This is a genomic window from Ruegeria hyattellae, from assembly GCF_041537925.1.
Classification (GTDB): Bacteria; Pseudomonadota; Alphaproteobacteria; order Rhodobacterales; family Rhodobacteraceae; genus Ruegeria_C.
This window is the reverse complement of record NZ_JBGOSH010000003.1, coordinates 508,499-533,735: the sequence shown is the minus strand read 5'-3', so window position 1 is coordinate 533,735 and position 25,237 is coordinate 508,499. Positions and strand designations below refer to the sequence as shown.

At 61.0% G+C, this 25,237-nt stretch carries 22 protein-coding genes and 1 pseudogene; 7 read left to right on the top strand and 16 right to left on the bottom strand.

The window, feature by feature from the left end; all coding sequences use genetic code 11:
• Nucleotide 1 precedes the first annotated feature (1 nt).
• Complete coding sequence (locus AB1E33_RS10085) at nucleotides 2-1,033, bottom strand: fatty acid desaturase (protein ID WP_372577133.1); 1,032 nt, start codon at nucleotides 1,031-1,033, stop codon at nucleotides 2-4.
• A gap of 168 nt (nucleotides 1,034-1,201) precedes the next feature.
• On the opposite strand from AB1E33_RS10085, the gene gltX reads away from it, so the two are divergent.
• Together gltX and AB1E33_RS10075 are read left to right on the top strand one after the other, a co-directional pair.
• On the top strand, nucleotides 1,202-2,527 hold the full coding sequence (gene gltX / locus AB1E33_RS10080) for a glutamate--tRNA ligase (protein WP_372577132.1): 1,326 nt from the start codon (nucleotides 1,202-1,204) through the stop codon (nucleotides 2,525-2,527).
• Nucleotides 2,528-2,620: 93 nt separating this feature from the next.
• Nucleotides 2,621-3,415 carry a class I SAM-dependent methyltransferase gene (locus AB1E33_RS10075; RefSeq protein ID WP_372577131.1) on the top strand — a complete coding sequence of 265 codons (795 nt, stop codon included), beginning with the start codon at nucleotides 2,621-2,623 and terminating at the stop codon, nucleotides 3,413-3,415.
• Nucleotides 3,416-3,430: 15 nt separating this feature from the next.
• On the opposite strand, the gene AB1E33_RS10070 is transcribed toward AB1E33_RS10075, so the two are convergent.
• On the bottom strand, nucleotides 3,431-4,387 hold the full coding sequence (locus AB1E33_RS10070) for an ABC transporter substrate-binding protein (protein WP_372577130.1): 957 nt from the start codon (nucleotides 4,385-4,387) through the stop codon (nucleotides 3,431-3,433).
• 162 nt (nucleotides 4,388-4,549) lie between these two features.
• On the bottom strand, nucleotides 4,550-5,119 hold the full coding sequence (locus AB1E33_RS10065) for a gamma-glutamylcyclotransferase family protein (RefSeq protein ID WP_372577129.1): 570 nt from the start codon (nucleotides 5,117-5,119) through the stop codon (nucleotides 4,550-4,552).
• A gap of 97 nt (nucleotides 5,120-5,216) precedes the next feature.
• Between AB1E33_RS10065 and AB1E33_RS10060 the strand changes: the two are divergent.
• A pseudogene (locus AB1E33_RS10060) lies at nucleotides 5,217-5,660 on the top strand (RrF2 family transcriptional regulator); the annotation flags it as partial.
• A gap of 4 nt (nucleotides 5,661-5,664) precedes the next feature.
• On the opposite strand, the gene AB1E33_RS10055 reads toward AB1E33_RS10060, so the two are convergent.
• Both AB1E33_RS10055 and AB1E33_RS10050 read right to left on the bottom strand, forming a co-directional pair.
• Nucleotides 5,665-8,190 (bottom strand): ABC transporter permease, encoded by a 2,526-nt coding sequence (locus AB1E33_RS10055; protein WP_372577128.1) that lies wholly within the window; start codon nucleotides 8,188-8,190, stop codon nucleotides 5,665-5,667.
• Nucleotides 8,187-8,882 (bottom strand): ABC transporter ATP-binding protein, encoded by a 696-nt coding sequence (locus AB1E33_RS10050; RefSeq protein WP_372577127.1) that lies wholly within the window; start codon nucleotides 8,880-8,882, stop codon nucleotides 8,187-8,189. The genes AB1E33_RS10055 and AB1E33_RS10050 overlap by 4 nt, the downstream gene beginning before the upstream one ends.
• A 62-nt stretch (nucleotides 8,883-8,944) precedes the next feature.
• Here AB1E33_RS10050 and AB1E33_RS10045 point away from each other — a divergent pair, with 62 nt between their 5' ends.
• The gene (locus tag AB1E33_RS10045; protein ID WP_372577126.1) at nucleotides 8,945-9,571 is read left to right on the top strand and encodes an arylesterase; all 627 of its coding nucleotides are present in this window, start codon (nucleotides 8,945-8,947) and stop codon (nucleotides 9,569-9,571) included.
• Nucleotides 9,572-9,605: 34 nt separating this feature from the next.
• Nucleotides 9,606-10,220 carry an SOS response-associated peptidase gene (locus tag AB1E33_RS10040; protein ID WP_372577125.1) on the top strand — a complete coding sequence of 205 codons (615 nt, stop codon included), beginning with the start codon at nucleotides 9,606-9,608 and terminating at the stop codon, nucleotides 10,218-10,220.
• A 3-nt stretch (nucleotides 10,221-10,223) separates the two neighbouring features.
• Here AB1E33_RS10040 and AB1E33_RS10035 read toward each other — a convergent pair whose 3' ends face one another.
• From AB1E33_RS10035 to AB1E33_RS10020, 4 genes are all read right to left on the bottom strand, one after another.
• Nucleotides 10,224-10,697 (bottom strand): DUF4329 domain-containing protein, encoded by a 474-nt coding sequence (locus AB1E33_RS10035; RefSeq protein WP_372577124.1) that lies wholly within the window; start codon nucleotides 10,695-10,697, stop codon nucleotides 10,224-10,226.
• Between the two features lie 86 nt (nucleotides 10,698-10,783).
• The gene (locus tag AB1E33_RS10030; RefSeq protein ID WP_372577123.1) at nucleotides 10,784-11,338 is read right to left on the bottom strand and encodes a L,D-transpeptidase; all 555 of its coding nucleotides are present in this window, start codon (nucleotides 11,336-11,338) and stop codon (nucleotides 10,784-10,786) included.
• 186 nt (nucleotides 11,339-11,524) lie between these two features.
• Nucleotides 11,525-12,031, bottom strand: coding sequence for a helix-turn-helix transcriptional regulator (locus AB1E33_RS10025; protein ID WP_372577122.1), 507 nt, complete (start codon nucleotides 12,029-12,031; stop codon nucleotides 11,525-11,527).
• Between the two features lie 23 nt (nucleotides 12,032-12,054).
• A complete protein-coding gene (locus tag AB1E33_RS10020; protein ID WP_372577121.1) occupies nucleotides 12,055-12,330 on the bottom strand; it encodes a PepSY domain-containing protein in 276 nt (91 codons plus the stop codon).
• 174 nt (nucleotides 12,331-12,504) lie between these two features.
• Between AB1E33_RS10020 and AB1E33_RS10015 the strand changes: the two genes are divergently transcribed.
• Nucleotides 12,505-13,125, top strand: a complete 621-nt coding sequence (locus AB1E33_RS10015) for a GNAT family N-acetyltransferase (protein ID WP_372577120.1) — start codon at nucleotides 12,505-12,507, stop codon at nucleotides 13,123-13,125.
• A 67-nt stretch (nucleotides 13,126-13,192) separates the two neighbouring features.
• On the opposite strand, the gene pnp is transcribed toward AB1E33_RS10015, so the two are convergent.
• The 5 genes from pnp to AB1E33_RS09990 form a co-directional block, all read right to left on the bottom strand.
• The gene (pnp, locus tag AB1E33_RS10010) at nucleotides 13,193-15,343 is read right to left on the bottom strand and encodes a polyribonucleotide nucleotidyltransferase (RefSeq protein ID WP_372577119.1); all 2,151 of its coding nucleotides are present in this window, start codon (nucleotides 15,341-15,343) and stop codon (nucleotides 13,193-13,195) included.
• A 257-nt stretch (nucleotides 15,344-15,600) separates the two neighbouring features.
• On the bottom strand, nucleotides 15,601-16,191 hold the full coding sequence (locus tag AB1E33_RS10005) for a cyclase family protein (protein WP_372577118.1): 591 nt from the start codon (nucleotides 16,189-16,191) through the stop codon (nucleotides 15,601-15,603).
• A gap of 109 nt (nucleotides 16,192-16,300) precedes the next feature.
• Nucleotides 16,301-16,570, bottom strand: a complete 270-nt coding sequence (gene rpsO, locus AB1E33_RS10000) for a 30S ribosomal protein S15 (RefSeq protein ID WP_249712723.1) — start codon at nucleotides 16,568-16,570, stop codon at nucleotides 16,301-16,303.
• A gap of 171 nt (nucleotides 16,571-16,741) precedes the next feature.
• Nucleotides 16,742-17,752: a calcium-binding protein gene (locus AB1E33_RS09995; RefSeq protein ID WP_372577117.1), complete on the bottom strand. Its 1,011-nt coding sequence runs from the start codon at nucleotides 17,750-17,752 to the stop codon at nucleotides 16,742-16,744.
• A 96-nt stretch (nucleotides 17,753-17,848) separates the two neighbouring features.
• Entirely contained in the window at nucleotides 17,849-18,358 is a 510-nt protein-coding gene (locus AB1E33_RS09990) for a DUF1643 domain-containing protein (protein WP_372577116.1), read from the bottom strand.
• A gap of 532 nt (nucleotides 18,359-18,890) precedes the next feature.
• On the opposite strand from AB1E33_RS09990, the gene AB1E33_RS09985 reads away from it, so the two are divergent.
• Nucleotides 18,891-20,669 carry an SLC13 family permease gene (locus tag AB1E33_RS09985; protein WP_372577115.1) on the top strand — a complete coding sequence of 593 codons (1,779 nt, stop codon included), beginning with the start codon at nucleotides 18,891-18,893 and terminating at the stop codon, nucleotides 20,667-20,669.
• Here AB1E33_RS09985 and AB1E33_RS09980 read toward each other — a convergent pair.
• On the bottom strand, nucleotides 20,643-22,232 hold the full coding sequence (locus AB1E33_RS09980) for a winged helix-turn-helix domain-containing protein (protein WP_372577114.1): 1,590 nt from the start codon (nucleotides 22,230-22,232) through the stop codon (nucleotides 20,643-20,645). The two genes, AB1E33_RS09985 and AB1E33_RS09980, sit on opposite strands and share 27 nt — an antisense overlap.
• Before the next feature lie 295 nt (nucleotides 22,233-22,527).
• Nucleotides 22,528-24,243 (bottom strand): calcium-binding protein, encoded by a 1,716-nt coding sequence (locus tag AB1E33_RS09975; protein WP_372577113.1) that lies wholly within the window; start codon nucleotides 24,241-24,243, stop codon nucleotides 22,528-22,530.
• Between the last annotated feature and the right edge of the window lie 994 nt (nucleotides 24,244-25,237).

The window sequence follows — 25,237 nt, the reverse complement described above, 5'->3', positions numbered from 1 at the left end:
GTCACTGCGCTTTGCGCGCCTGCGAGAAGGACAGCAGTTTCTTGGCGTTTTCATCCCACAGATGCAGGCGCGCATTCGACAGGCTTTCCCGAATCGTCATCCGATTGCTTTGCGCCAGCACCGCGTGATCACGCAGAACTTCGGGCAGGCGATAGAACGGGATACGGCTATAGAGGTGGTGAACATGGTGAATGCCGATATTGGCGCTCACCCATTGTAGCACCGAGGGCAGCACGTAATGCGAACTACCATGCAGGGCGGCGTCATGCAGGTCCCAGTCTGCCTCGTTGGCCCAATGGGTGGTTTCAAACTGGTGCTGGACATAAAACAGCCAGACACCCGCTGTCGCGGCAAGAAGCGTTGTGGGCAGGAAAATCAGCAGGATCGGCAGCGCGCCTCCGAAATAGTAAATCAGTGACAGCGCGGCCAGGATGCCCGCATTCGTGCACATCGCGCTGATCCAGTATTTAGCCTTGTTGGTGAACCCCAAGGGCAGTCGGTTCTGCAAAAAAAACAGGTATCCGGGGCCGAGACCGAACAAGGTGATGGGATGGCGATAAACTCGGTACATCAGGCGCTTAAGTGGCGTCAGGGCGCGATATTCGGCAACTGTCAGCGTGTGGATATCGCCCATGCCCCGCCGCCCCAGATTGCCCGAGGCACTGTGATGGATGGCATGCGATCGCCGCCAGACATCGTAGGGCGTCAGGGTCAGAATCCCGATCACGCGGCCCAACCAGTCTCCGACGGTGCGGTTGCCGAAAAAGGCGCTGTGTCCGCAATCGTGCTGGATGGCAAACAGGCGCAGCAGAAAACCCGCATTGCATAGCGAGATCGCAAGCGTCAGCCAGAGGCTGATCGACAGCGCGTACCACGCCAGCGCCCAAAGCACGATGAAAGGACCCAATGTGACGGCAAGCTCGAACGCGCTGCGCTGTCCGTCCGGTTCGCGATACTTCGATAGGACCTTGATCCAATCACGTGCATGTACCGGTCCGGGGTTTTGCCGAAAATCCTGGGGATTGTGATGCATATGCCTGCTTCTTGTCGTTCTGGGCAATCGTGATAAACGAAAGCTGCGGGTAAGCAACGCTTAATGCTTGTTCCCTTGACGATCTTTCTAAACCGAATCCCCGATCGTGCCGCGTTGCTGGACAAAGCGAAGCCGCTGTGACAACAGACGCGCCAACAGGAGACACCCATGACCACCACCCGTTTCGCCCCTTCGCCCACCGGCTTTATCCATGTGGGTAACCTGCGCACCGCGCTGATGAACTACCTGATAGCCCGCAAGGCGGGGGGCACCTTCATCCTGCGGATCGACGACACTGACCCCGAGCGGTCGAAGGAAGAATATGTCGACGCGATCAAACAGGACATGGACTGGCTGGGCCTGCACTGGGACCGGGTCGAGCGTCAGTCCGAGCGGCTGGACCGCTATGCCGAGGCCGCCGACCGACTGCGCGAGATGGGGCGGTTCTACGAAGCATTCGAAACGCCCACGGAACTGGACCTCAAACGCAAGAAGCAGCTCAACATGGGCAAACCGCCGGTCTATGACCGCGCGGCGCTGGACCTGAGCGACGACGAGAAAGCGGCGCTCCGCGCCGAGCGCGGCACTGGTGTGTGGCGCTTCAAGCTGGAACAGGCGCGTATCAACTGGACCGACGGTATTCTGGGCGACATCTCGATTGATGCGGCGTCGGTTTCCGACCCAGTGCTGATCCGGGGCGATGGCCAGGTGCTCTATACGATTGCCTCGGTGGTGGATGATACCGAAATGGGCGTCACGGATGTGGTGCGCGGGTCCGATCACGTGACCAATACCGCCACCCAGATTCAGATCATCGAGGCGCTGGGCGGCACCTGCCCGCGTTTCGCGCATCACTCGCTGTTGACCGGCCCGCAGGGCGAAGCGCTGTCCAAGCGCCTTGGCACGCTTGCTCTGCGCGACCTGCGCGAGGCCGGTGTGCAGCCGATGGCGCTGCTGAGCCTGATGGCGCGGCTGGGGTCTTCGGATCCGGTGGAACTGCGCAGCGACATGGATGAACTGGTCGAAGGGTTCGACATCACCCGCTTTGGCGCGGCCCCCACCAAGTTCGACGTGCAGGACCTTTTTCCGCTGACCGCGCGCTATCTGCAGTCGCTGCCGCTGTCAGCAGTGGCTGACACTATCGCCGGTCTGGGCGTGCCTCTGGATATCGCCGAGCCGTTCTGGCTGATGGCACGCGAGAACATCACCACGCTGGATGATCTGGCGGGTTGGTGGACGCTCTGCCGCGACGGGGCCGAGCCGCTGATCGACGACGATGACACGGGTTTCATCGCGCAGGCCATGACCCTGCTGCCCGAGGGGCCACTGGGACCCGAGAGCTGGGGTCATTGGACCGCAGCAGTGAAAGAGGCGACGGGCCGCAAGGGCAAGGGTCTGTTCATGCCTCTGCGCAAAGCACTGACTGGCATGGAGCGCGGGCCGGAAATGGCCACGCTGCTGCCCCTGCTGAAGGTGATCCGCGCGCGCGGCTAAGGCGGTGCGCCCTCCGGGTGCGGTGTTCTTGACCCGCAGGCGGGCCCGGTCCTAAGCTCCGGGACCCGTCCCGATGCCGGAGGCCATAGCCCCGTGTACGAAGACCTATTACCGCACGATCTGCCTACTGAGGCTGAGCGACTTGATCGCATGGCGCGCGCGCATGACCCTGATACCTTCGCGGTGATCGACCGGCTCAATCTGCCCGCAGATGCGACCTGCCTCGATATTGGCACCGGGCGTGGCAGTGTGGCGATCCGGCTGGCCGAGAACCTTCCCCACGCAAGTGTCACCGCCAGCGATCTCGACCTGTCTGCGGTGCGTGAAAACAACCTGGGCAATCTGACCCTCGTGCGCATCGACCTGCGCGAGAATGACCTTGGTAAGGGAATCTATGACCTGATCCATTGCCGCGCGGTCCTGTGTTTTCTGCCGACCCGGACCAACGCGCTCGCCCAAATCCTGCGCGCGCTCAAACCCGGCGGCGCGCTGGTAGTGACCGAGATGGATTTCGGGCGCATCGCCGCAGGCCCCAGCCGGTTCTGGGCGATGTTCTGGACGGCCTATCTCGACTTTGCGGCGGCACAGGGCTGGGATTTGCAGTTCGGCAGCGCCCTGCCAAGGCAGCTGTCGCAGCTTGGCTTCAGCGAGATCGATGCGAGGCATATCGAGCCCATGCTGAACCCTGCAGGAGACACTGCCGGGGCGGCGGAGGCGGAAACATGGTCGCTGACGCTGGCGACCTTGGCCCCGAAACTGATCGGGGGCGGTTTCATTTCCGAGGCGATGTTGAAGGACGCGCTGGATATCATCCGTAACCCGGACGCATGGGTGCCGGGGCCGGGTTTCATGGTGGCCAGCGCCCGCCGGCCCTTCGGATCCAAATAGCGTCGGCGGACCAGGTTACTGGAACCAGCCATCCACTGTGTCTGCGTTCTCTTCTACCCAGGTCTTGGCGAATTCCGCCGGGTCCTGGTTTTCGACCGTCAGCGCATAGGTCATTGCAGACAGCGTATCGGTGTCCAGCGAGACATTGCCCAGCATCGCCGCAACTTCGGGCTGTTCGGTCTCAAGCAAGGTCGCATAGCCGATATTGAGCGACGCGGTATCCCAGGCGACGCCCGCTGTCGATTTCTCCAGCCAACCTGGCGTGGGCGAGGGGGGTACTATCACCCACTGGCGCGCGTCAAAAGTGGGCTCTTTCAGGACAATCAGATCATGCAGGACAAACATGTGATGCGGTGTGTAGCAGAAAAAGACGATGTTCTTGTCCGCCTTGATCGCAGCCTCGACATCCGCCAGCGCCGCACTTTCCTCCATCACCTGCAGGGTCATGGTCTTGTCATAGCCGTAGGACCGGGCGCGGATCTGTTCGATCGGAGTTGATCCCCAGCCCTCTGCACCGATCCAGACCTCGCCTTTGCCATTGCCATCACTGTCGAAGTTCTTGGCCATTTCCGGGTCCCGCAACTGCTTGATGTCGGTGATCCCGGTTCTGTCGGCGGTGCCTTTTGTGACGCACATCGCCTGCGTGCCCTTGGCCGCAAGGGGCGACAGTTTGATCGATTTCTTGCCATCGACATATTGCCTCTTGAGGTGGTCGAGATTGGGCAGCCAGGCCTCGGGATGGACATGGATCGTGCCGGCATCCATCCCTTCGAACACAGCGGTGTTCGAGCCGTCCTGCAGGTCCACTTCCAGATCGAGTCTGTCCTCGACAGCGACCTTCAGGATATGCGCGGTGGCCTGAACGGAGGGCCAGTTTGGCACACCTATCACCACATCCGCAGCCATTGCGGCGGGGCCGTGGGCGATCAAAGCAGCCGCGCAGCAGAGCGTCATCAGTTTGTTGGGAAACATATCGAACTCCTCTCTGAAGGGGTTTCGATCAACGAAAGGACCCGGACACGCGCCCATGTCATCAATCGGTTCTGTCTTGATGGTACTGGCTGCGCGTGAAATTTTCCATTGCTTGCAGGGTCGCACGCGCCCAGCGGGTCCTGGCCCGGCCAGTTGCCCCGTTCAGAGCCGGTCGACCTGGGTCACGCCGATCCGCGCCAGCCGGTCATCGACAAAACGAATCTCTTCAGGGCTGAGCATTTGGTGGCGGGGATAGCGAGGCGCCGCGCGGTCGTTCAGCACCGGGCCAGTCCAGCCATCAGTGGTGGCGATGAACCGGTCGACCCCCTCGGGGCCATAGACCCGCAGATAGCCCTGAAACACCACGTCCAGATAGCTCAGCACGATGGGATGCGCGGCGCTTGCGGGCGCGTGACGATGTTCGGGCACGGCATAGACCGCGATCTCGACCTCGTGGGTCAACTTGTGCGAGATCGCATCGGTGGCGGCGATCCGGTCATAGGCCCATTCGCGTTGGTCCAGCGCCTGCCAGTCGTCGCCGGGCACATGGGCGATCATGCCGTCGATCTCGGCAGCGGGGTCGGGGATCGCGGTCAAAAAAGCCACCGGGCGCAGGCCGGTATGTCGCCATGCCCGCCGCCAGCCGCGCAATGTTGCTCTCTGGGGATCGGGGAAATCATGGGTGGCGGTGTTCACCAGGCTGCCGTAGCCAAAGAAATAAGGGTCTGCCATCGATGGTCCCGGGTGCAATGATGCGATTGATGTATGTCAAACCGGTATTTTCCCGTCTGTGCAATATAGGTGCATCACTTTCTTGCGAGGATTTCCGATGCGCATCACCAAAAGGACGAATATCGCAATCCGATTGCTGATGTATTGCACTGCGCATCGCGACCGGCTGGTTACCAAATCTGAGGTGGCGGCGGCCTGCAACATCTCGGAAAACCATCTGGCCCATGTGATCAACCAGCTTGCCCAGCTTGGGATCGTGCACACGATGCGCGGCCGCAAGGGCGGGTTGGCACTGGCGGTCCCGCCGGAAGAGCTTCGCATCGGCGAGGTGTTTCGCCAGATCGAGGGTGACCTGCCAATCGCCGAATGTTTCGCCGATGCCGACAATTCCTGCCCGTTGACCCGGGCCTGCCGATTGCGCATCGCGCTGCAGAAGGCGGCCGAAGTGTTCTATGCCTCGCTGGACGAGATCACGCTGGATGGGCTGGTTTGCGGCAACACCGACCTATTGCGCCTGTTGCAACCGGTCAGCTGCGGGCGCAACGCTACTCGCGGGCGCGCAGAATCCGGGCAGGGCGGGCCGACAAAGGACCCCATGCAAAGCAGAGCCCGGCCAGAAGCGTTGCAAGAATTCCGCCTGTGACGATGGTCAGGGCCGAGGGCCAGATTACGCTGAACCCGGTCTCGAGGATGTAGTGGCTGACCGCCCAGCCTCCGGCGATGCCCGCTGCCAGCGCCACGATCCCCGCCGCCGCGCCCAGAAGCGCCGAGCGCAGCGCAAAGCTGAGCAGGATGCGCCGACGCGTGGCCCCCAGCGTCTTGAGCAGCGCCGCTTCATAGGTGCGCGCCGTGACCGCCGCCGCCGCCGCGCCGATCAGCACCAGAAACCCGGTTACCAGCGCCGCCGACGCCCCCAGCGCGGTGGCCGCCGCCAGCCCTGACAGCACCTCGGTCACCCGGTCGATCGCGTCGCGCACCCGGATCGCGGTGATGTTGGGAAATTGCCCTGCCAGATCACGCAGGATCGCCGCCTCGGCCTGCGGTTCAGCATAGACGGTTGCGATGAAACTGTGCGGCGCGGCCTCGAGGGCGGCAGGGTTCATCGACAGGATGAACCCCATTCCGGCGGTCGAGAAATCGACCTCACGGAACGAGGTCACTTCCGCGGTGATGTCGCGGCCAAGGATGTTGACGGTCAACATGTCGCCCAGGCTCAGCCCCATCTCGGCGGCCTCTTCGGCGGCAAAACTCACCAGCGGCGGCCCGTCATAATTGGTGGGCCACCATTCGCCCGCGGTCAGTTTCGCGTCCTCTGGCCGCGCGGCGGAATAGGTGACACCCCGGTCGCCCTGCAGCACCCAGTGTTCGCCGGCAATCTCGCGTGCGGGTTTGCCGTTAATCCGGGTGATGATGCCGCGCAACATCGGGGCGCTTTCGACGCGGCCGACGGCGGGGTCGTCGGCCAGCCGCTGGTTGAAGCCCTCCATCTGGTCCTTCTGGATATCGACGAAGAAATAGCTTGGCGCGATATCGGGCAGGTTGCTGGAGATTGCCCGGCGCAGGTTGCCATCAATCTGGCCCACTGTTGCCAACACAGACAGGCCAAGCCCCAGCGACAGCACCACCGCCCCTGCGCCCTCGCCATTGCCCGAGATCGCGGCCAGCGCCCAACGCAGCGCCGGGCGACCCTGCGCGCGCGGTTTGGCGGCGCGGGCGGTACGGCGGATGAGGACGGCAGCAATTGTGAGCGCCAGCAACGCACCAGAGAGCCCCCCGGCGGTCCACAGCGCCAGCCGGGCCGAGCCGCTGAACCACGCCGCCAGCCAGACCAGCGCCGCCAGTCCCGCCAGCGTGGCGAGGATGTATCGCGCGCGCGGCAGGCCGTGCAGCCCGGTTATGGCGTCGCGGAACAGGGTCGCGGGGCGAATCTCTTCGGTGCGCGCCAGCGGCCAGAGCGTGAAGATCAGCGCGGTGAGCATCCCGTAAACGGCGGCCTCGGCGAGCGGGGTCGGGTAGATCGTGAAGTCTGCCGGGATCGGCAGACGGGACTGGATCAGCGGGCCGAATGCCAGCGGCGCACCCGCGCCGATCACAAGGCCGATCCCGATGCCCAGCACCGACAGCACCCCGATCTGGATGAAATAGACCTGAAACACCGTCGCGCGATCCGCCCCCAGCGTGCGCAACGTGGCGATCGTGGCGGTCTTGTCACCCAGATAGGCACGCACGGCGGCTGACACACCGATGCCGCCCACCGCCAGCCCCGACAGGCCCACAAGGATCAGAAACGCGCTCAGACGGTCGACAAATTCGGCAATCCCCGGCGCGCCGTTGCGGGCATCGGTCCAGCGCATGCCGGTGGTCTCGAAGCGGTCTCGGGCGACCGAGGCCAATTTTGCAAGATCGACTCCCTCGGGCAGATCCAGCCGGTATTTGGTCGAATAGAGCGTGCCCGACGCCAGCAGGCCCGAGGCCGCAAGGCTGCCTGTGCGCAGCAAAGTGCGTGGGCCCAGCCGGAACCCGTCCGCCGCACCGTCGGGTTCATGCGCGATGGCCGCGCTCAGGATGAACTCTTGCGTGCCCAGCCGGAAGCGCTCGCCCATGGCAAGCCCCAGCCGGTCGATCAGCACCCGCTCCATCACGGCGCCGGGGATGCCGTCTTGACCCCCAAGAGCGGTGTCGAGCGGCATGTCCGGCTCCAGCCGCACCGCGCCGACCAGCGGATAGGCACGGTCCACTGCCTTGACCTGCGTCAGCGCGCGGGTGGGTTCCACGCCATCCACTACGGCCATCGAGCGGAAATCGACCACCTCGGACACGGCCCCGGCAGTGGCGTCCATCCAAGCGCGCTCGTCCGCTGTGGCGAAGCGATAGGTGAATTCCATCTCGGCGTCGCCACCCAGCAGCGCGGCCCCTTCGCGGGCCAGTCCGGCATCAATGCCCGAGCGGACCGTGCCGACCGCGGCGATGGCGGCCACCCCAAGCGCGAGGCAGGCCAGAAAGATGCGAAACCCCCGGACGCCGCCGCGCAGTTCGCGCCGTGCGATACGGGTGGCGACCGCAAGGCTCATTCCGCCGCCTCGCGGGCGGCGTCCGCGACAATGCGGCCATCGCGCAACCGGACCACCCTGTCGCAGCGTTCCGCCAACGAATGGCTGTGGGTGACCAGCACCAGCGTTGCGCCATGCCGGTCGCGCAGGTCAAAAAGCAGCTCCATGATCGCCGCCCCGTTGGCCTCGTCCAGATTGCCGGTCGGTTCATCCGCCAGCAGGATCGCCGGGCGCGGGGCCGAGGCGCGGGCCAGCGCCACACGCTGCTGTTCACCCCCCGAAAGCTGCGCCGGGTAGTGATCCAGCCGGTGGGACAGCCCCACCGCCTCCAGTTCCGCGCGCGCGCGGGGCAGGGCGTCTTTCGCCCCGGCCAGTTCCAGCGGCGTTGCCACGTTTTCCAGCGCGGTCATGGTCGGGATCAGATGAAAACTCTGGAACACCACGCCCATCCGGTCGCGGCGGAACCGAGCCAGCGCATCCTCATCCAGCGCGCTCAGGTCCTGACCCAGCGCGGTGACCTTGCCGGATGTCGCGCTCTCCAGCCCTCCCAGCAGCATTAGCAGCGAGGATTTGCCCGATCCCGACGGCCCCACGAGGCTGAGCGTTTCACCGCGCGGAACCCGCAGCGTGATGCCGCGCAGAATTTCCACCCTCCCCGCATTGCCATCCAGCGACAAACACGCATCTTCTAGGTGTAGAACGGGGTCGGTCATTGCTGGATCCTGTGGTGGCCTCAAATGGATATGGAGTGGTTGGCACGATGCGCAAGGGTCTGATGAGTGGTCTCTTTTGTCTATGGGCTTTTGCGATCCCGGCAGAGCCGGTGCAGATCGTGGCGCTGGGTGACAGCCTGACGCAGGGCTATGGGCTGGTGCCCGAGCAGGGCTTTGTCGCGCAGCTGCAGGGTTGGCTTGTCGCGCAGGGCGTCGAGGCCGATCTGATAAATGCGGGTGTGTCTGGTGACACCACCGCGGGCGGTGCGGCGCGGGTGGACTGGGCGCTGACACCCGAGGTGGATGCGATGATCGTGGCGCTGGGCGGCAACGATCTGCTGCGCGGGCTGGACCCGGCAGAGGCGCGCGGGAACCTGACGGTAATCCTTGAGGCCGCGCGCGGGGCAGGTATCCCCGTGCTTTTGGTCGGGATGGACGCGCCGGGCAATTTCGGGCCGGATTACAAGCGGGCCTTCGATGCTATCTATCCCGATCTCTCGGCGCAGTTCGACACGCTTTACGCTAGGGATTTCTTTGCCGGGCTGGGCGTGGACACCCCGGCTGAGGCCCGTGCCTTCATGCAGCCCGACGGCATCCACCCCAATGCCGAAGGTGTGGCGCGGATCGTGGCGGTCCTTGGCCCGCAGGTTGCGGAATTGGCGGAACTGGCCGAAGATCGGGGCAATTGAGCCCAGACAACTGACCTCGGCACCGGAGCCTTGCATGCCCGGACGTTTCTTTCTGACCACCCCCGTCGCGCGGGTTGCGCGGGCGCTTGGCGTGCCCGACCCGAGCGCGGCAGACGGCGCGCGGCGCAATATCCAGCCGGGGCAGGAGGTCTGGGTGCTGACGGTGAACGGGCTGCAGCGGATGCGTTGGGGTATTATTCCGGTGGGCCGGGTCAATGCGCGTGGGCGGCCGGTGATGGAAACGATCATCAATGCCCGCTCGGAGACAGTCTTTGATAAATCCGCCTTCGAAGGTGTGGGCCGCGTCGTGATCCCGGTGGATGGCTGGTACGAATGGACCGGCAAGACCCGCCGCAAGACCGCCTGGCGCCTCTCGGCACGGGATGGCGGATTGCTGCTGTTTGCCGGGATCGCCGATGTCTGGACCGCGCCGGGTGGGCAGGCGCTGCACCAGGTGGCGGCGGTGACCTGCACACCCAACGCGGATGTGCGCGAGATCCACCATCGGATGGGTGTGATCCTGCAGCCCGGCGATGTCGGGCGCTGGCTTGGAGCGTCGGAAAACGCGGCGCGAGACCTGATGCAGCCCTTGCCCGACGGCATGTTGCTGGTCGAGGTTGCCGATGATGTCGACTGGTCGGGCGCCTAAGGTTCAGAGGCCCCGCTCCAGATTGGCCAGTTCCGCGCGCGTGTAGCTCTGCGCGATGACTCCGTCATCCCCGGGCTGAAAGTATGGGTCCTGCGGCAGGCAGTTCAACTCGCATAGCTGGGTGACCCGCCTGGTGCGGCTGTCGATGAACCAGAGCCGCCCACCCGGCGTCGCGACAAAACCGTTGACCCGCTCGCGCTTGTCGCTGTCGATATCGATGACGGTGGGAAACTCGGCGGGCACTTCGGGGTCGTAGGACCCATGGGTGTGCATCGAGGCCAGCAGCGTCGATCCCGGTTCAGGCAGTTCCGGAGTGCATCCGTCATGCCCGCCGCGCACCATCTGGGAAAACCCGAGGCTTTCATCCGGCATCCGCAGCAGATAGCCACAATATTCCACATCGGTTTCGAAGGATAGCGCTTGCATTCCGGCAAAGCGCATCTTGACTGCCGCAACCACGTCCGGAGTGGGGCGCACGGGGTCTGTCGGGACCTGTCCAACGGTGCAGCCGGCGCAGAGCAGCAGCGCCGGCCAGGCCCGGGCAGGATATGACCGGGCGGGGATCAGAGCACCGTGACCACAGTGCCGACTGGCACCCGCTCATAGAGGTGGACCACATGCTCGTTCAGCATCCGGATGCAGCCGTTCGAAACCGCATGACCGATGGTCTGCGGCTGGGTGGTACCGTGGATGCGGAAATAGGTGTCGACGCCGTTCTGGAACAGGTAGAGCGCGCGCGCGCCGAGCGGGTTGTCGGTGCCGCCCGGCTGGATGTAGTCGTTGTCAACGAATTTGGAGTAAGCCACCGGATCGCGTTCGATCATCTCGGGCGTGGGTCGCCATGTGGGCCATTCCTTCTTTACGTCGATAGTGGCAGTGCCGGTGAATTCCAGCCCGGCCTTGCCGACGCCGCAGCCATAGCGGATCGCCTTGCGTGGCTCGGTGACGTAATAGAGGTAGAAGGACCGCGGCAGCACCAGCAACTGGCCGGGCAAGTATTCCTTCTTGATACGCACCTCTTGCGGGGTGGGATCAAACACGGCGGGGTCTTTGGCCAATGTAATCTGCGGCAGGGCGGTGGCCGCTGCGGTGGCCAGAAATGTACGGCGGGAAAGCATTAGATACTCGTCGGTTGCTGTCGATATGCCACAAGTGTTGCGACGGCGGGGCTTGCGGTCAACTCCTCAGCCTGTTTTAGCGAATCAATCGCGGAATTGTGTGATCGGTCTGCACTCGCCGCGCGGCTTGATGCGATAAATCGGTTCGATTGTCGGAGGCTTCCCCTTGGATGGCGGACGGAAGTGCTATTGTCTTGTCGACCGATCCAGCAATGGATCAGAAAGGAGTTCTTCGACAAAGTAGCTCAGCAATTGCAGCCGGCCGCTGACCCCGGCCTTTTTGTAGACCGCCGCACTTTGCGCCTTGATCGTGCCTTCCTTTGTCTGACGCAGGGTGGCGATTTCGGCCATCGACAGCCCTTTGATCGACAACATCGCGACATCGCGTTCGGCCGCGCTCAATCGCCATTCGTCGAATTGCCGGGTGATCACCTCGGCAAAGGCCCCGCTGGCAACGTCGATCTGCCGCCGCATTTGCCGCGCGCGCGCTCCCTGCGCCCGGATCAGGGTGATCGTTGCAGCCAAGCCGCCGATCAGCGCCAGCGCCAGCAGCATCTCGAACCGGTGCAGATGCCGGAAGCCAAGCGCTTCGCCGCCGGTCCAATCCATCACCGCATCGGCCAGAAAGAAGGTGGCGCAGAACCCCTGCACCACCAGAAGGAGCCATAGCAAAGACGTCTGTGATATCCGCATCCGGCTCCCTTGGTCCTAGGCCGTCAATCGTCGTTTTCGTCCTCGATCTCGATGGCGGTGACAACGCCATCAGATTTTGAAAGGACCAGTTCAGTTTCGACGCCATCTTTCACAAGTTCAACCTCGATCTCGCCATTCTCGAACTCGATCTCTTCCACCACATAGCCCTGCGCCTCCATCGCGGAGCGGATTGCAGCCTCGTCCGTGCCCAGCTTGTCGCCGAGGCTGACATTCGCCAGGACCAGGACCGGCGTTGCCGCAAGCAAGGTAGTCAGTGTCAGTGTCTTGAGCGTTTCCATATCGCATCTCCTTCATGCTGCGTGTTGGGTGAGGCCGACCTGTGCCCCGGCCTGCGCTATTGCGATTGGATTTCGGTTGGTTTCGGGGGCGATTGGACCAAAGTTTATGCGAGAAATTCGGTTGTTCGTTCGAATCCGCGGTGTAGCGTGCCAAATGGCTAGAGGAGGCCGGATGTGATCGAATTCAGACCCGCCAGAACGCAGGACCTTGACGCCTACTACCGTATCTCGCTGCTGACCGGAGATCTGGGCCGGGATGCCAGCGCGCTTTATGATGACCCCAAACTGATGGGTCATATCTATTCGGCGCCCTACCTGCTCCATTCGCGCGATCTCTGCCTGTCAGTGATCGCGGACGGCGCGGTCGCAGGGTATTGTGTGGGGACGGCCGACACCACCGGCTTTGCGGATATCCTGGAGCGCGACTGGTGGCCAGCGCTGCGGCGGCGTTACCCGGTGCCAGATCCGACCCGTCAAACGGTCTGGACCGCTGATGAGCGGCGTATCGCGGCGGTCCACCACCCTGTCTTTGCTCCCCGAACCATCACAGACTGCTATCCTGCGCATATCCACATGAATCTGCTGCCCCGGTGTCAGGGCCATGGCGTCGGGACGCGCCTGTTGCAGGAGTGGTTCGGCATTGCGCGGGCGCAGGGGGTGGAGGCGGTTCACCTCGGCGCCAATTTTGGGAATCGGAGCGGCATTGCGTTCTGGAGCAGTCAGGGCTTCGTGCATCAATCCGTCGAAGGTGATCGGCGCACCTTTTGGATGGCGCAGGATTTGCCCCTGACCTGATAGCCCGCATCAACAAAAAAAGCCCCGGCGCGGTGGCCGGGGCTTTCTGATCAGTCAGAGAGGCAGATTATTCTGCGCTTTCCTCTTTCTTTTCTTTCTTCTCGGCAACGACTTCTTCGCCGGTTTCCTGATCGACCACTTTCATCGACAGGCGGACCTTGCCACGGTCGTCGAAGCCCAGCAGCTTGACCTTCACTTCCTGACCTTCCTTCAGAACGTCTGAGGGATGGTTCAGGCGGCGGTTTTCGATCTGGGACACGTGAACCAGACCGTCGCGCTTGCCAAAGAAGTTCACGAAGGCACCGAAATCGACGATCTTGACGACCTTGCCGGTATAGACCGCGCCTTCTTCCGGCTCTGCCACAATCGCGTGGATCATGTCATAGGCCTTCTGGATGGCGTCCCCGTTGGGCGAGGCGATCTTGATCACGCCATCGTCGTTGATGTCGACTTTGGCGCCCGACACTTCGACGATCTCGCGGATCACCTTGCCGCCCGAACCGATCACTTCGCGGATCTTGTCGGTGGGGATGTTCATGGTCTCGATGCGCGGGGCGTGGACCGAGAATTCGTTGGTCTCGGACAGGGCTTTGCCCATCTCACCCAGGATGTGAACACGGCCGTCCTTGGCTTGCGCCAGGGCTTTCTCCATGATCTCGGGCGTGATGCCCGCGACCTTGATGTCCATCTGCAGCGAGGTGATGCCGTTCTCGGTACCAGCCACCTTGAAGTCCATGTCGCCCAGGTGATCTTCGTCACCCAGAATGTCGGACAGGATCGCGTAAGAGCCGTCTTCTTCCAGGATCAGACCCATCGCGACACCGGCCACCGGTGCTTTCAGCGGAACACCCGCATCCATCATCGACAGCGAACCACCGCAGACCGACGCCATCGAGGACGAGCCGTTGGATTCAGTGATCTCGGAAACAATGCGCACGGTGTAGGGGAAGTCGGTCGCGGCGGGCAGAACCGCCTGCAGGGCGCGCCATGCCAGCTTGCCGTGACCAATTTCCCGACGGCCCGGAGGGCCCACACGGCCCACTTCACCAACCGAGTAGGGCGGGAAGTTGTAGTGCAGCAGGAAGTTGGATTTGAAGTTGCCATGCAGCGCGTCGATGAACTGTTCATCGTCGCCGGTGCCCAGCGTGGTCACAACCAGGCCCTGCGTCTCACCACGGGTGAACAGTGCCGAGCCATGGGTCCGCGGCAGCAGGCCGGTTTCGCTGACGATCGGACGGATTTCATCGGTCGCACGACCGTCGATCCGCTTGCCGGTTTTCACCACGTCGCCACGCAAAATACCCGCTTCGAGCTTTTTCATGGCCGAACCGAGATTGGCGTCGTCCAGTTGCTCTTCGCTCAGAGCACCCTTGATGGTCTCACGCGCGGCGGCAACAGCGGCGGTGCGCTCCTGCTTGTCGGTGATCGCAAATGCGGCGCGCATTTCGGTCTCACCGGCCGCTTTGACGGCTTCGTACAGCTCCGAGTAATCGGCGGGCTGGAAGTCGAACGGCTCTTTCGCGGCGTCTTCGGCCAGATCGATAATCAGGTCGATCACCGGCTGGATCTGCTCATGCGCGAATTTCACTGCGCCCAGCATTTCCGCCTCGGACAGCTCATAAGCTTCGGATTCGACCATCATCACGGCGTCTTTAGTACCGGCGACAACCAGATCAAGGCGCTGTTCGGGGTTCAGGCGCAAGTCCTGCATGTCGTCCACGGTGGGGTTCAGGACGTATTCGCCATCCTCGAAACCGACGCGGCAACCGGCGATCGGGCCCATGAACGGGGCGCCGGAAATGGTCAGCGCAGCAGAGGCGGCGATCATCGCAACCATGTCCGGGTCATTGACCAGATCGTGGCTGAGCACGGTGCACATCACCAGAACTTCGTTCTTGAAGCCGGGAACAAACAGCGGGCGGATCGGACGGTCGATCAGACGCGCGGTCAGCGTCTCTTTCTCGGTCGGGCGCGCCTCGCGCTTGAAGAAACCGCCCGGAACCTTACCGGCGGCATAGTATTTTTCCTGGTAATGCACGGTCAGCGGAAAGAAATCCTGACCGGGCTTTTGCTGGCGGGCATAGGTCACGTTGGCCATGACACTTGTTTCGCCCAGCGTGGCAATGACCGAGCCGTCCGCCTGACGGGCAACCTTGCCGGTTTCCAGTGTGAGCGTTTCCTCGCCCCACTGCATGCTTTTCGTCGTTACATCAAACATATGCGTATCCTAGATGGGAGCACTCCCGGCCCTCCGGGTCTCCCGTTTGCATGGCGGCCCCATTGCCGCCGACCCCTTCCATCTTCTTTGGGAGTGCCGGGGTCCGGGCACACCGTCTCAGATTCTGCGGCCATACCGCAGAATGGGCCGGATTGGAAGTGCCAGCAGACCGGATCGCACATCTGGCTGTTCCATGCCGAATGCGTGGCTAAGGTCGTTGAGAATTCGGGGCCGGTGCGCGCCCGCATCAGGGTGTTTCACACTCTGAGCAACACCCGCGCCGGAGACCCGCTCAGTCCCGTCAAGTTCAGAGGCACGGTCGCGATCTGGCCGTGATCGGGCATGTCGCCAAGGCGCGCGCAGCACAGATCCTCAGCCAGAAACTTTCCCGCCTGCGCCAGGGTCAGGTGCAGCCAGAGCGGGTCGTCATCTGCCACGCGCAGTTCTCCGGCCAGAACCCAGACGCTTGCGGGCAGCTCGAGCAGGGCGCGCAACGCTTTGGTCTGTGCCAGATGCGGCGCACGGGCGTCGAGAAACAGGTGGCTGGCTCCGGTCCAGTCCGGCGTGGCGCGGTTGTCTTGCAGCGTTCCGGCATCGACGCGTTGGAATGTGCCGAGCATGTCGCCGGGCTTCATTGCTTCGATTGTCGCGCCGCTCGCGACGAAATGGGCTGGGGCGTCGATATGGGTGCCGGTCTGGGTCCCGAGTGCCAGCTGCCAGACCTCGAACCGGTTCTTGTCAATGGTTGCCCAGGGCTTCGCAGCAATCGGCGGGTCGGCATAGCCATCCTCGGCATAAATCACGGTTTGATCGTTAAGCGGGGATGTCAGGTCGATCCAGTTGGACATGCGTCGCTCCCTCCGTTGCCGGAAACAGAAATAGCGGAGCAGGTCACCGCCACAAAACGCAAACGCCTGCTCCGAGGAGCAGGCGTTTCGGTGCCGATCGGGTCCGGGTTTAGCGGCGCAGGCCCAGACGCTTGATGAGGTCCTGGTAACGGGCCTCGTCCTTGCCCTTGAGGTAGTCCAGCAGCTTGCGGCGCTGGGCAACCATCTTCAGAAGGCCACGGCGGCCGTGGTTGTCCTTCTTGTGGGTCTTGAAATGTTCGGTCAACGTGGCGATGCGTGAGCTGAGAACAGCAACCTGAACCTCGGGCGAACCAGTGTCGCCGTCCTTGGTTGCGAATTCTTTCATGACGCGTGTTTTTTCTTCGGTAGTGATCGACATCGGGGTCTCCTTGTAGGGTAAGAGTGAATGGCGCAGGCCGGGATGTCGTCCAGCACAGGCCCATGGAGAGTGAACCGACCCGGTGATTCCGGGACGGATGCGCGCGTATACGGGGATTTTCAAGCAATGGCAAAGGAATTATGCGCCGTCCTCGGGCCGCGCGATCCGGGGCTATAATGGCGCCGCCCCCGTGGCTATCAGCTCCGGCAGGCTTTGGGCGTCGACCAGCAGAATGTCGGCGGGGTCGATCACGCTTGCCGAATTAAGTGTTGCGACTGGGATGCCGTCGAGCAGGATGCGGGTCAGGCCGTTCTGATCGGGTTCGGACGCGACAGTAATGTCCGCGCCGGTCTGTTCCGGGCTGTCGACCACCAGAACGAGACGGTCCTCGAGCGGGTCGAAATCCATGATCCCGGTCTCGTCCCCCTCGTCCTCGCCGGGACTGACATAGATCTCATCCGCGCCCGCGCCACCGGTGACAATGTCGCCCGCGCCGGCAAGGATCGTATCCCCGCCATCGCCACCATTGAGATAATCGGTGCTGTTGTCGCCGGGGTCGTCCGTTCCGATCACCAAATCATCCCCTGCACCGCCAAAGAGGCTGTCCTGTCCCGTGCTACCTGCCAGCGTATCCTCGCCATAACCGCCATGCAGCGCGTCATCCCCGCGCCCGCCATCCAGACTGTCGGCGTCCTGACCGCCGTAGATTGTATCGGCCCCGTCATCGCCCTGCAGGTGATCCTGCCCGAAATGGCCGAAAAGGCTGTCGTCCCCATCACCGCCATGCAGGGAGTCATCACCGTCCTGCCCGTGCAGCGTATCCGTGCCTGCGTCGCCGGACAACAAGTCCTGCCCATCCGCTCCGTGCAGGTCGTCATTGCCATCCCCGCCAGTCAGGGTGTCATCGCCGCCATAGCCGTTGATCTGGTCTTCGCCACTGGCGCCCTCGAGCACGTTATCGGCAGCATCACCGGCTATGATCTGATGAATCAGATCCGGAGGGTCCTCCGTCGTATCGGTGCCTTCTCCTTCACCGTTCCGCGCCTCCTCGGCTATTAGAGTATCCTCGTCCGGTACCAGATCATCTTCATCCGTTTCGTCACCCTGCTCGGGCTCGATCGAGGTCAGTAGGACCGCGCCGCCCGCTGCCATCAGGCCCATAACGCTGGCAAATACGATCATCCTGCACCTCCGCCTGTTGTCGCACCGGGCCTCTGCATCAGAACATACAGAGAACGATTGGGTCAAAGCTATAAACCAAAGGTGGTTAATATCTGATTAAACAGGCCAGACTTCAGGCTGCTGCGCATAGGCCACATAGAGAGGATGTCGCGGGTGACCCTGTTTGGTCAGGCCCACGTGATACAGCGTGTGCCCTGCTTCGCGCAGCAACGCCTCGACCCGCGGACCCCGGTCCAGATGCGCGCCATGGGTGCCCCAGGCGGCGACCACCTGATCGGCCCAGGCGGCCCCGTCCAGAATCGCGGCATCGTTGTCCGGACCGACCGGATCGGCGGTGGCGCGCATCTTGCGCGGGTCGGTCTCGCGCCAGGCGAAGATGTTTGTGACCTGAAACGCACCGAAGCCAAGCGTCCGCGCCCGCCGCTCGCAGCGTTCGACTGTAGGGTCGTTTTGCACCTCGGTCGCAGTCGACGGGTTCAGCATCACAAAAAGCGCCTTGCGCCCAGCCGGATCCCAGACCCGTGTGAGGCTGTAGCGATAGCGCTCGCAATCGGAATAGACCGCGGTCGAAGGCGCATCGCCCTTGGTATGGGTACGGGTGATCATCCATGCGCCTTAGCATGTGGCCTGAACGGTCGCAAATTCGTTTTGGCAACGGGAAATTGGCTGTACTGACAAATGGGATTGGCGTCAGGTGCCGAACGCAATTCAAGCTGTCATATGCCAAGGAGACCTGCGTGGCACGAGACCCGATGTCGGACGGGAAGAAGTGTTTTTTGAGTGCTTTTCCTGACAGACCACGCCCTGATTACCCGCAGGATAGTTCCGCCCAGACAGTCGCTCGCTCTAATCCATGAAAAAACTAGCGAAAGAACCGCGGTATCCCCTCCATCACGGTCGTTTCGTTCCCAGCGTCTTACGTCTGGCTGGTGGGCCGCGCCGGTGCAGTCATTGCCGTTCACGTCATTTATCGGGTCGCCTATTTCGGGTCAATCCGGCCGCGCATGAAGTTGGATGAGGCCTAAGCGCCGACGATCTGCGTGGCGTTGGCGGCGATGTTTGCGGGCGCCTACCTGCTGCAACTGCTCCCCTAGGTAGCGCTTGCGGCATTGCTAGAAACACGCGAAGGTCGATGACTATGGCAGGTTTCTTCGAGTTCTCGCACGAAACGCAGGCCCTCATGACATTAGGTGTTGTGGCGGTCATGTTCACGCTGTTTATCCGCGAGGTCTATCCCCCCGAAATCACTGCAATCGGTGGTGCGGCGGCAATGCTGGCGCTGGGGCTTTTGCCATACGATGACGCCGTCGAGGTGTTGTCGAACTCGGCCCCCTGGACAATTGCAGCGATGTTCATCGTAATGGGCGCATTGGTACGTACGGGTGCCTTGGAATGGTTCACCAAACTGGCCATGGCCAAAGTTGACACAAGCCCGGTTTTGGCCATCGGTTCGTTGATGGTTTTCGTTGTGCTGGCGTCAGCTTTTGTCAACAATACGCCTGTCGTGCTGGTAATGATCCCAGTCTTCGTACAACTTTCATCCAGATTGGGGATTTCGGCAAGCAAGCTGTTGATCCCACTCTCTTATATGGCCATTCTCGGCGGTACGCTGACGCTGATCGGCACATCGACTAACCTGTTGGTCGATGGTGTGGCGCGGGCCCGTGGAATGGAACCGTTCTCGATTTTTGAGGTTACACCGCTGGCGGTGCCGCTTGTGATCTGGGGCGGTTTCTATTTGCGGTTCATCGCGCCGCGGCTTCTCCCAGATCGCGCGAGCATGGCAAGCATGCTGGGGGGCAAATCCAAGAAGAAGTTCTTCACCGAAGTCGCCCTTCCTGAGGATAGCTCGCTGATAGGTAAAAAGGTAACCGATGTTGATCTTCTTTCAGGCCAAGGCGTGCGGTTGATCGATGTTCTGCGCGGAGACCGGTCGCTGCGACGCGATCTGGCGGCTATTGAACTGCTGGCCGGTGACCGGATCGTTCTGCGGACGCAGATGCAGGAATTGCTGGGCCTGCAAGCCAGTCCGGACGTGCGTTTGGTCGACAAGCTCAGTTCGCGCGAGACAAAGACCGTCGAAGTGCTGATCACACCAGGTGCAACGTTGGTCGGCCGATCCCTAGGCAATTTGCGTTTACGGCGGCGTTACGGCGTTTACCCACTTGCCGTGCATCGGCGCAATGAGAATATCGGCACCAAACTTGACGAGGTGATCGTCCGTGTCGGCGACACACTGCTGCTGGAAGGTGCGGCCGAAGACATCGCCCGCCTGGCTGCTGATGCCGGGCTAGTGGATGTGAACCAGCCTGCGGAGCGGGCATATCGGCGCAGCCACGCCCCGCTTGCAGTGGCAGCCCTTGCTGGCATCGTCATTCTTGCAGCATTTGGCGTGGCACCTATTCTGCTACTGGCCGTGCTGGCAATGGCGGTTCTATTTTTTACACGGTGCATTGACGCAGACGAGGCATTTTCGGTGATCGACGGGCGGTTACTGGCTCTGATCTTTGCGATGCTGGCGGTTGCTATGGCGCTTGAGACCTCAGGAGCAATTGAGTTGGTCGTCGAGATCATTGCGCCACCGATTGCGGTTCTGCCGCCGTTCCTGATCGTCTGGGCTATCTATCTACTGACATCCGTGCTGTCTGAGTTGATCAATCACGCGGTTGCGGTGGTGCTGACCCCGGTGGCCATTGGTTTGGCGGTGAACATGGGCATTGACCCCCGGCCGCTGGTGATCGCGGTAATGATCGCGGCCAGTGCAACCTTTGCCACCCCAATTAGCTATCAAACCAATATGATGGTGTACGGACCAGGAGGATATCGTTTTACAGACTTTCTCAAAGTTGGCATCCCGCTGAATCTGTCAGTCGGGCTGCTGGCCTCTGCGCTAATCCCGCTGATGTGGCCGTTGTAAGACGGGCCCCAGGTGTTCAGTCTCGGCATCTGGCGCCTTTGATTTTGCCTTAGCGAGGACCTCACCCAACCGCTTCACGGCTCCGTCATAATCTCGTCGCTGCGCTTTGCTCACAATTGGAAAGTTGTCAGCGAAGCGCTCGAAGTTAGTCATAGGAAACGTAGACATAAGGTCGTTGTGTGCTGCTATTGCCTCGTCTGATTGACCCAGCATCGCATAGGACAGGCAGCGGAATACAAGTGCCGAGATTTCTTGTGGCCCGGATAAGGAACTCGAAACGCAACGCTCGTATTGGCCTGCCATAAATGCAATGCCTGCTTCAGCAAAATAGAACCAGCTTGGGGGAGCCGTGTTCGCCTTGAGCACTTTGTCAAGAATGGAACTGGCGCGTTCAACATCGTCGGTCAGTACCGATTTGGCAGTCGCCGTGCATACCATTGCATCCGAGTCTCCTGCCATTGTAGCTTCGGCGCGTTCCAACATCACAAGTGCGCTGTCCAAATTACCAATGCGTGCAGTATTCATCGACATTAGAGCGAGATTAACCGGATCGGTGGGGGCAAGATTGAAGGCAGTTTCAAATGCAGTATTTGCCCGTTCCAAGTATCTACGATCACGTCCAGGAATGATCGCAAAAGCCCAGCGAAGCTCTAGAGCATAGACAAGCCAAGCTCTTGCGAACGTTGGGTCGAGTCGCACGGATTGTTCAAGGTGATACAAGGACCGCTGGAGGTTTTCGGCGTCCAGCCGCATTTCAAGATCACATCCCAAGACAAAGTGCTCAAAGGCATTCAGTTTGCTTTCCCGTTTGCGCGTAACTGACTTAAATTCAGCGCGGTGTAGTTCTCCGTGCCAGCCAGTCAAAGCCAGGACGACGGTATTCACGACCTCATCAACGACTGCCAGAGGATCATCGCCTTGGAGATCAAGGCGCTCCCCCCACAGGCTGTTGCCGGTTCTGGCATCGACAAGCTGGATGCGTGCGCGGATGACATGCGCGAAACGCGCGAAATTGCTTTCAAGGATGTAATCCGCCTGAACGTCCTGTGCAAAGGCGCGAATATCCGTCACTTCGTTCGAGGAGAAGGTGCTCTGGCGTGCCACCACGCCGACATAGTGGAACCGCGCGAGGTGATTAATGATGTCCGACGCGATTGCATCAGCAATGTCGCTCATGTCTTTGTCGTCGTTTGCCTCAGGTTTCAGCACCGCAACCGTCGGGCGGTTTTCTTGTTGTCGCGGTGGGTGTGCCACAAGATCGGCAGGAGCAACGTCGATCTCGTTAATCAACCGAAATCCTTTGCCACGAACGGTTTCGATATATTTTGGTTGCTTGGCGTCGTCTTTAAGCGCTGCACGTAGATCATGGATATACTCGCGCACCAAGTCGGGCGTGACATGCAATCCTGGCCAGACCTCTTCAAGGAAGGTTTTGGTGCTGACAATCTCGTCTTTGTACTTCCTAAGGCATGACAACACAGCCGCCGCCTTCGGCGTGAGTTGAACGATCTGTTCTGGGCAAATCAAACGATCATCGGATTCTGAGAAATACCACCCAGACACTGTAGCACTCCCATATTCTCTTCAAGCCTAGCAATAAAGACCTTGCCTTTACAGATAAATGTTAGGCGCAAGTGGCCTACGCAGCGAAGAACCCGCAGCTTTCAACCAGCTTTGTTCGGGTTTTGATCTTGCTTCGATTGGATTGTGTCCACCGCGACGCTGGAGCCAGGGCGGTAGTGTTTCAAGCTATCGACAGACCCGTTGATCTGCCGGTTCAAATATCGCCAAGCCATCAAGAACATCGAAACGCCCGCGAACCATTCGGACCGCGGGCGTATCGATCTTTGCGCCGAGTTCAAAGCAAGAAAACAAAATCGCTGTCGGTCAGTGCGGTCTGGTCCTCGACGGTGATCACGAAGTCCGTCCCGAATGGAATCTGATCAATGATCGATTGCGTCAGGATCGGCTGATCCGGATTTTGGGTGCCGAGAAAGTCAATGACGGTGTCCCCGTTATCGACCGAGATGCCGATGTCGTCATCGTCCAGAAACCCGTCACCGTCGCTGTCCATCGAATTGAAAGTCATTGCGAAATTGCCGGAGTCAAAGCCGATCAACGCAATCTGGTCACCCGGTCCAAACTGGTGGATGGTATCATGGCCAAAGCCAGCATCCTCAATGGCAAAAAGATCATCGTCGATACGGAAAATGAACATGTCGTCCGCACCATCTCCGCCAAACAGCTCGTCGTCGCCTCTGCCGCCTTCAAGATGATTTCGTGATCCGGCTTCGATCCCGGATTGCGCAACACCTTCCTGCTGGACCACGTCGAATGGGGCAAATCCATAGATGTCGTCGTCGCCACCGCCGCCGCGTACGGTGTCACTGCCGCCCGCACCATAGAGGACATCATTGTCATTGCCGCCTTCGATCAGGTCATTATCGGCGCCACCATTGATGACGTCCCGACCGGTGCCGCCAAACAGTTCATCTGTACCATACTGGCCCCTCAGAAAATCATCACCGGCATCCCCGTTAAGAATGTCCGCCTCAGCACCACCTTCCAGCGTGTCGTCTCCATCACCGCCGCTCAGCGTATCTTCACCGGATCCACCACGCAGGGTATCTTCACCGGAGCCCCCACTCAGTTCGTCGTCTCCTGAGGCACCGCGCAGCATGTCATTTCCTGAGCCACCCTCCAGCGTATCATTGCCGTTGTCACCATAGAGCTGGTCATTGTTGGCTCCGCCATTGATCTCATCATTGCCACTGCGACCCCGGATGATGTCGTTGCCTCGGCCGCCGTCCATGGTGTCATGGCCAGTGCCGCCGTCCATCCGATCGTGACCCCAGCCGCCGCTCATCCGGTCATTTCCTGACCCACCCAACATGCGGTCGTTTCCACTACCCCCGTTTAGCGTGTCATTGCCGCCGCCCGCGTCCATGTAATCGCTGCCGGAGCCACCGTTCAGAAGATCCCGACCGTTGCCTATCCCGCCGCGCATATTGTCGTTACCGCGACCTCCGCGCAGGACATCATCTCCTGATCCGCCATCCATGAGGTCCTTGCCACCTTCACCCAACAGAGTGTCGTTGCCGTTCACGCCGCTCATGTTATCGTTGCCGACACCGCCCTGAAGCCGGTCATTGCCCGATCCGCCGACAAGAGTGTCTGCTCCCCTGCCGCCATAAAGCGTGTCATTGCCCACTTCACCAAAGAGCTTATCGTTCCCATACCCGCCTGACAGGCGGTCGTTGTAGGTCAGTATTCCGATGACCGGTGGCAAAAAGGCAGTTGAAGCCGACATCGCAATTGGCCCAGCGGATGCCCCCGCAGGCCGAAACGCCTGTTCAAATCCGCCAGGACCAACCGGACCACTTGGTCCGATCTGGTCGCCATAAATCACGTCATGTCCGCGCTGACCAAAAATCACATCGCTGCCCGAGCCGCCGTACACAGTATCGCTGCCATCGTCTGCTCGTATCGTGTCATTTCCGGACAATCCGCGAATTCGGTCTGCGAATTCGCTGCCGTTTAGGATGTCTGCAATCGGGCTTCCGTTGATAATCATCTGGTTCTCCAATGAAATATTGAAAGTTGAAACGTGGTCTCAAGCGGTTATGCCGCTTGGCCGTTGCGATAAAATATGCGCGTCATCAGTCTAGGGGTGCGCGCGGCTCCTGTCCGTTGTGCTTGTGTTGATTCTTCGTCCAACGTTCAGACAACGCCCATTTGCATATCGATAGATGCCGGAAGGCCACTGCGAACGACCGTGATAGCATGGGTACCCCCACTCAACGGCATCGTTTTGTGCCAGAGTGGTGAAGTATCACCAAGCAATGAGAAGCGTATCCACGGGCGATTTTACATTGATCGGGGTCGATCACTGAGAGGTTGTTCAAGAGGGTTTTTCATTTGCACGGTGCCGCTGAAGATGGCTCGGTTGTGTTTCACAAGAAGCTGTCCCGCATGTCTTGATCGCTCCCTCTCGTGACAGTGCTGCGCGATGCACTGTCGGGCAAGGGACAAATTGCGCTCGTACGGGGCGGCGAAGCGGAAGACCATGCCGAGCGTCGAGCATCGATCGCATAACTGCTTGAACAACCCGGCTGAGAATTCCTACCAGCCAACGCGACAACGAAAGAAGGTGGTGAAGCGGTTCAAGTCAGCAAGGCGCCTGCAACGCTTCGTACTCATCCACGACCCGGTAGCCAACCTGTTCCAGCTGCCCCGCCACGAAATGACATCAGCCGACTTTCGGGAAATGCAGTCTCTTGCTGCGCAAACCTGGCAGTAAATTGCACAGGCCTCAGCAGCCTAATCCCAAAGTTGGTGGAACTCGCTGGCCCGAAGAACTTAAGCTTATGGTGCCTTCCCCACCAATCCCTGCTGATAGTGCCGATGATGCGCAACAACACGGTGGTCGCCTACCGGATCGAATAGGTGCTTCGCCTCTAGTAACCTGCCTCGATTGATTGGTTGAAGCGCCTAGATAGATGCGCGTCTGCTTTGGGCTCAAAGCTGGCCTTGGGCGACACTAGGAAAGACTAGGCGGGGTTCAAGAG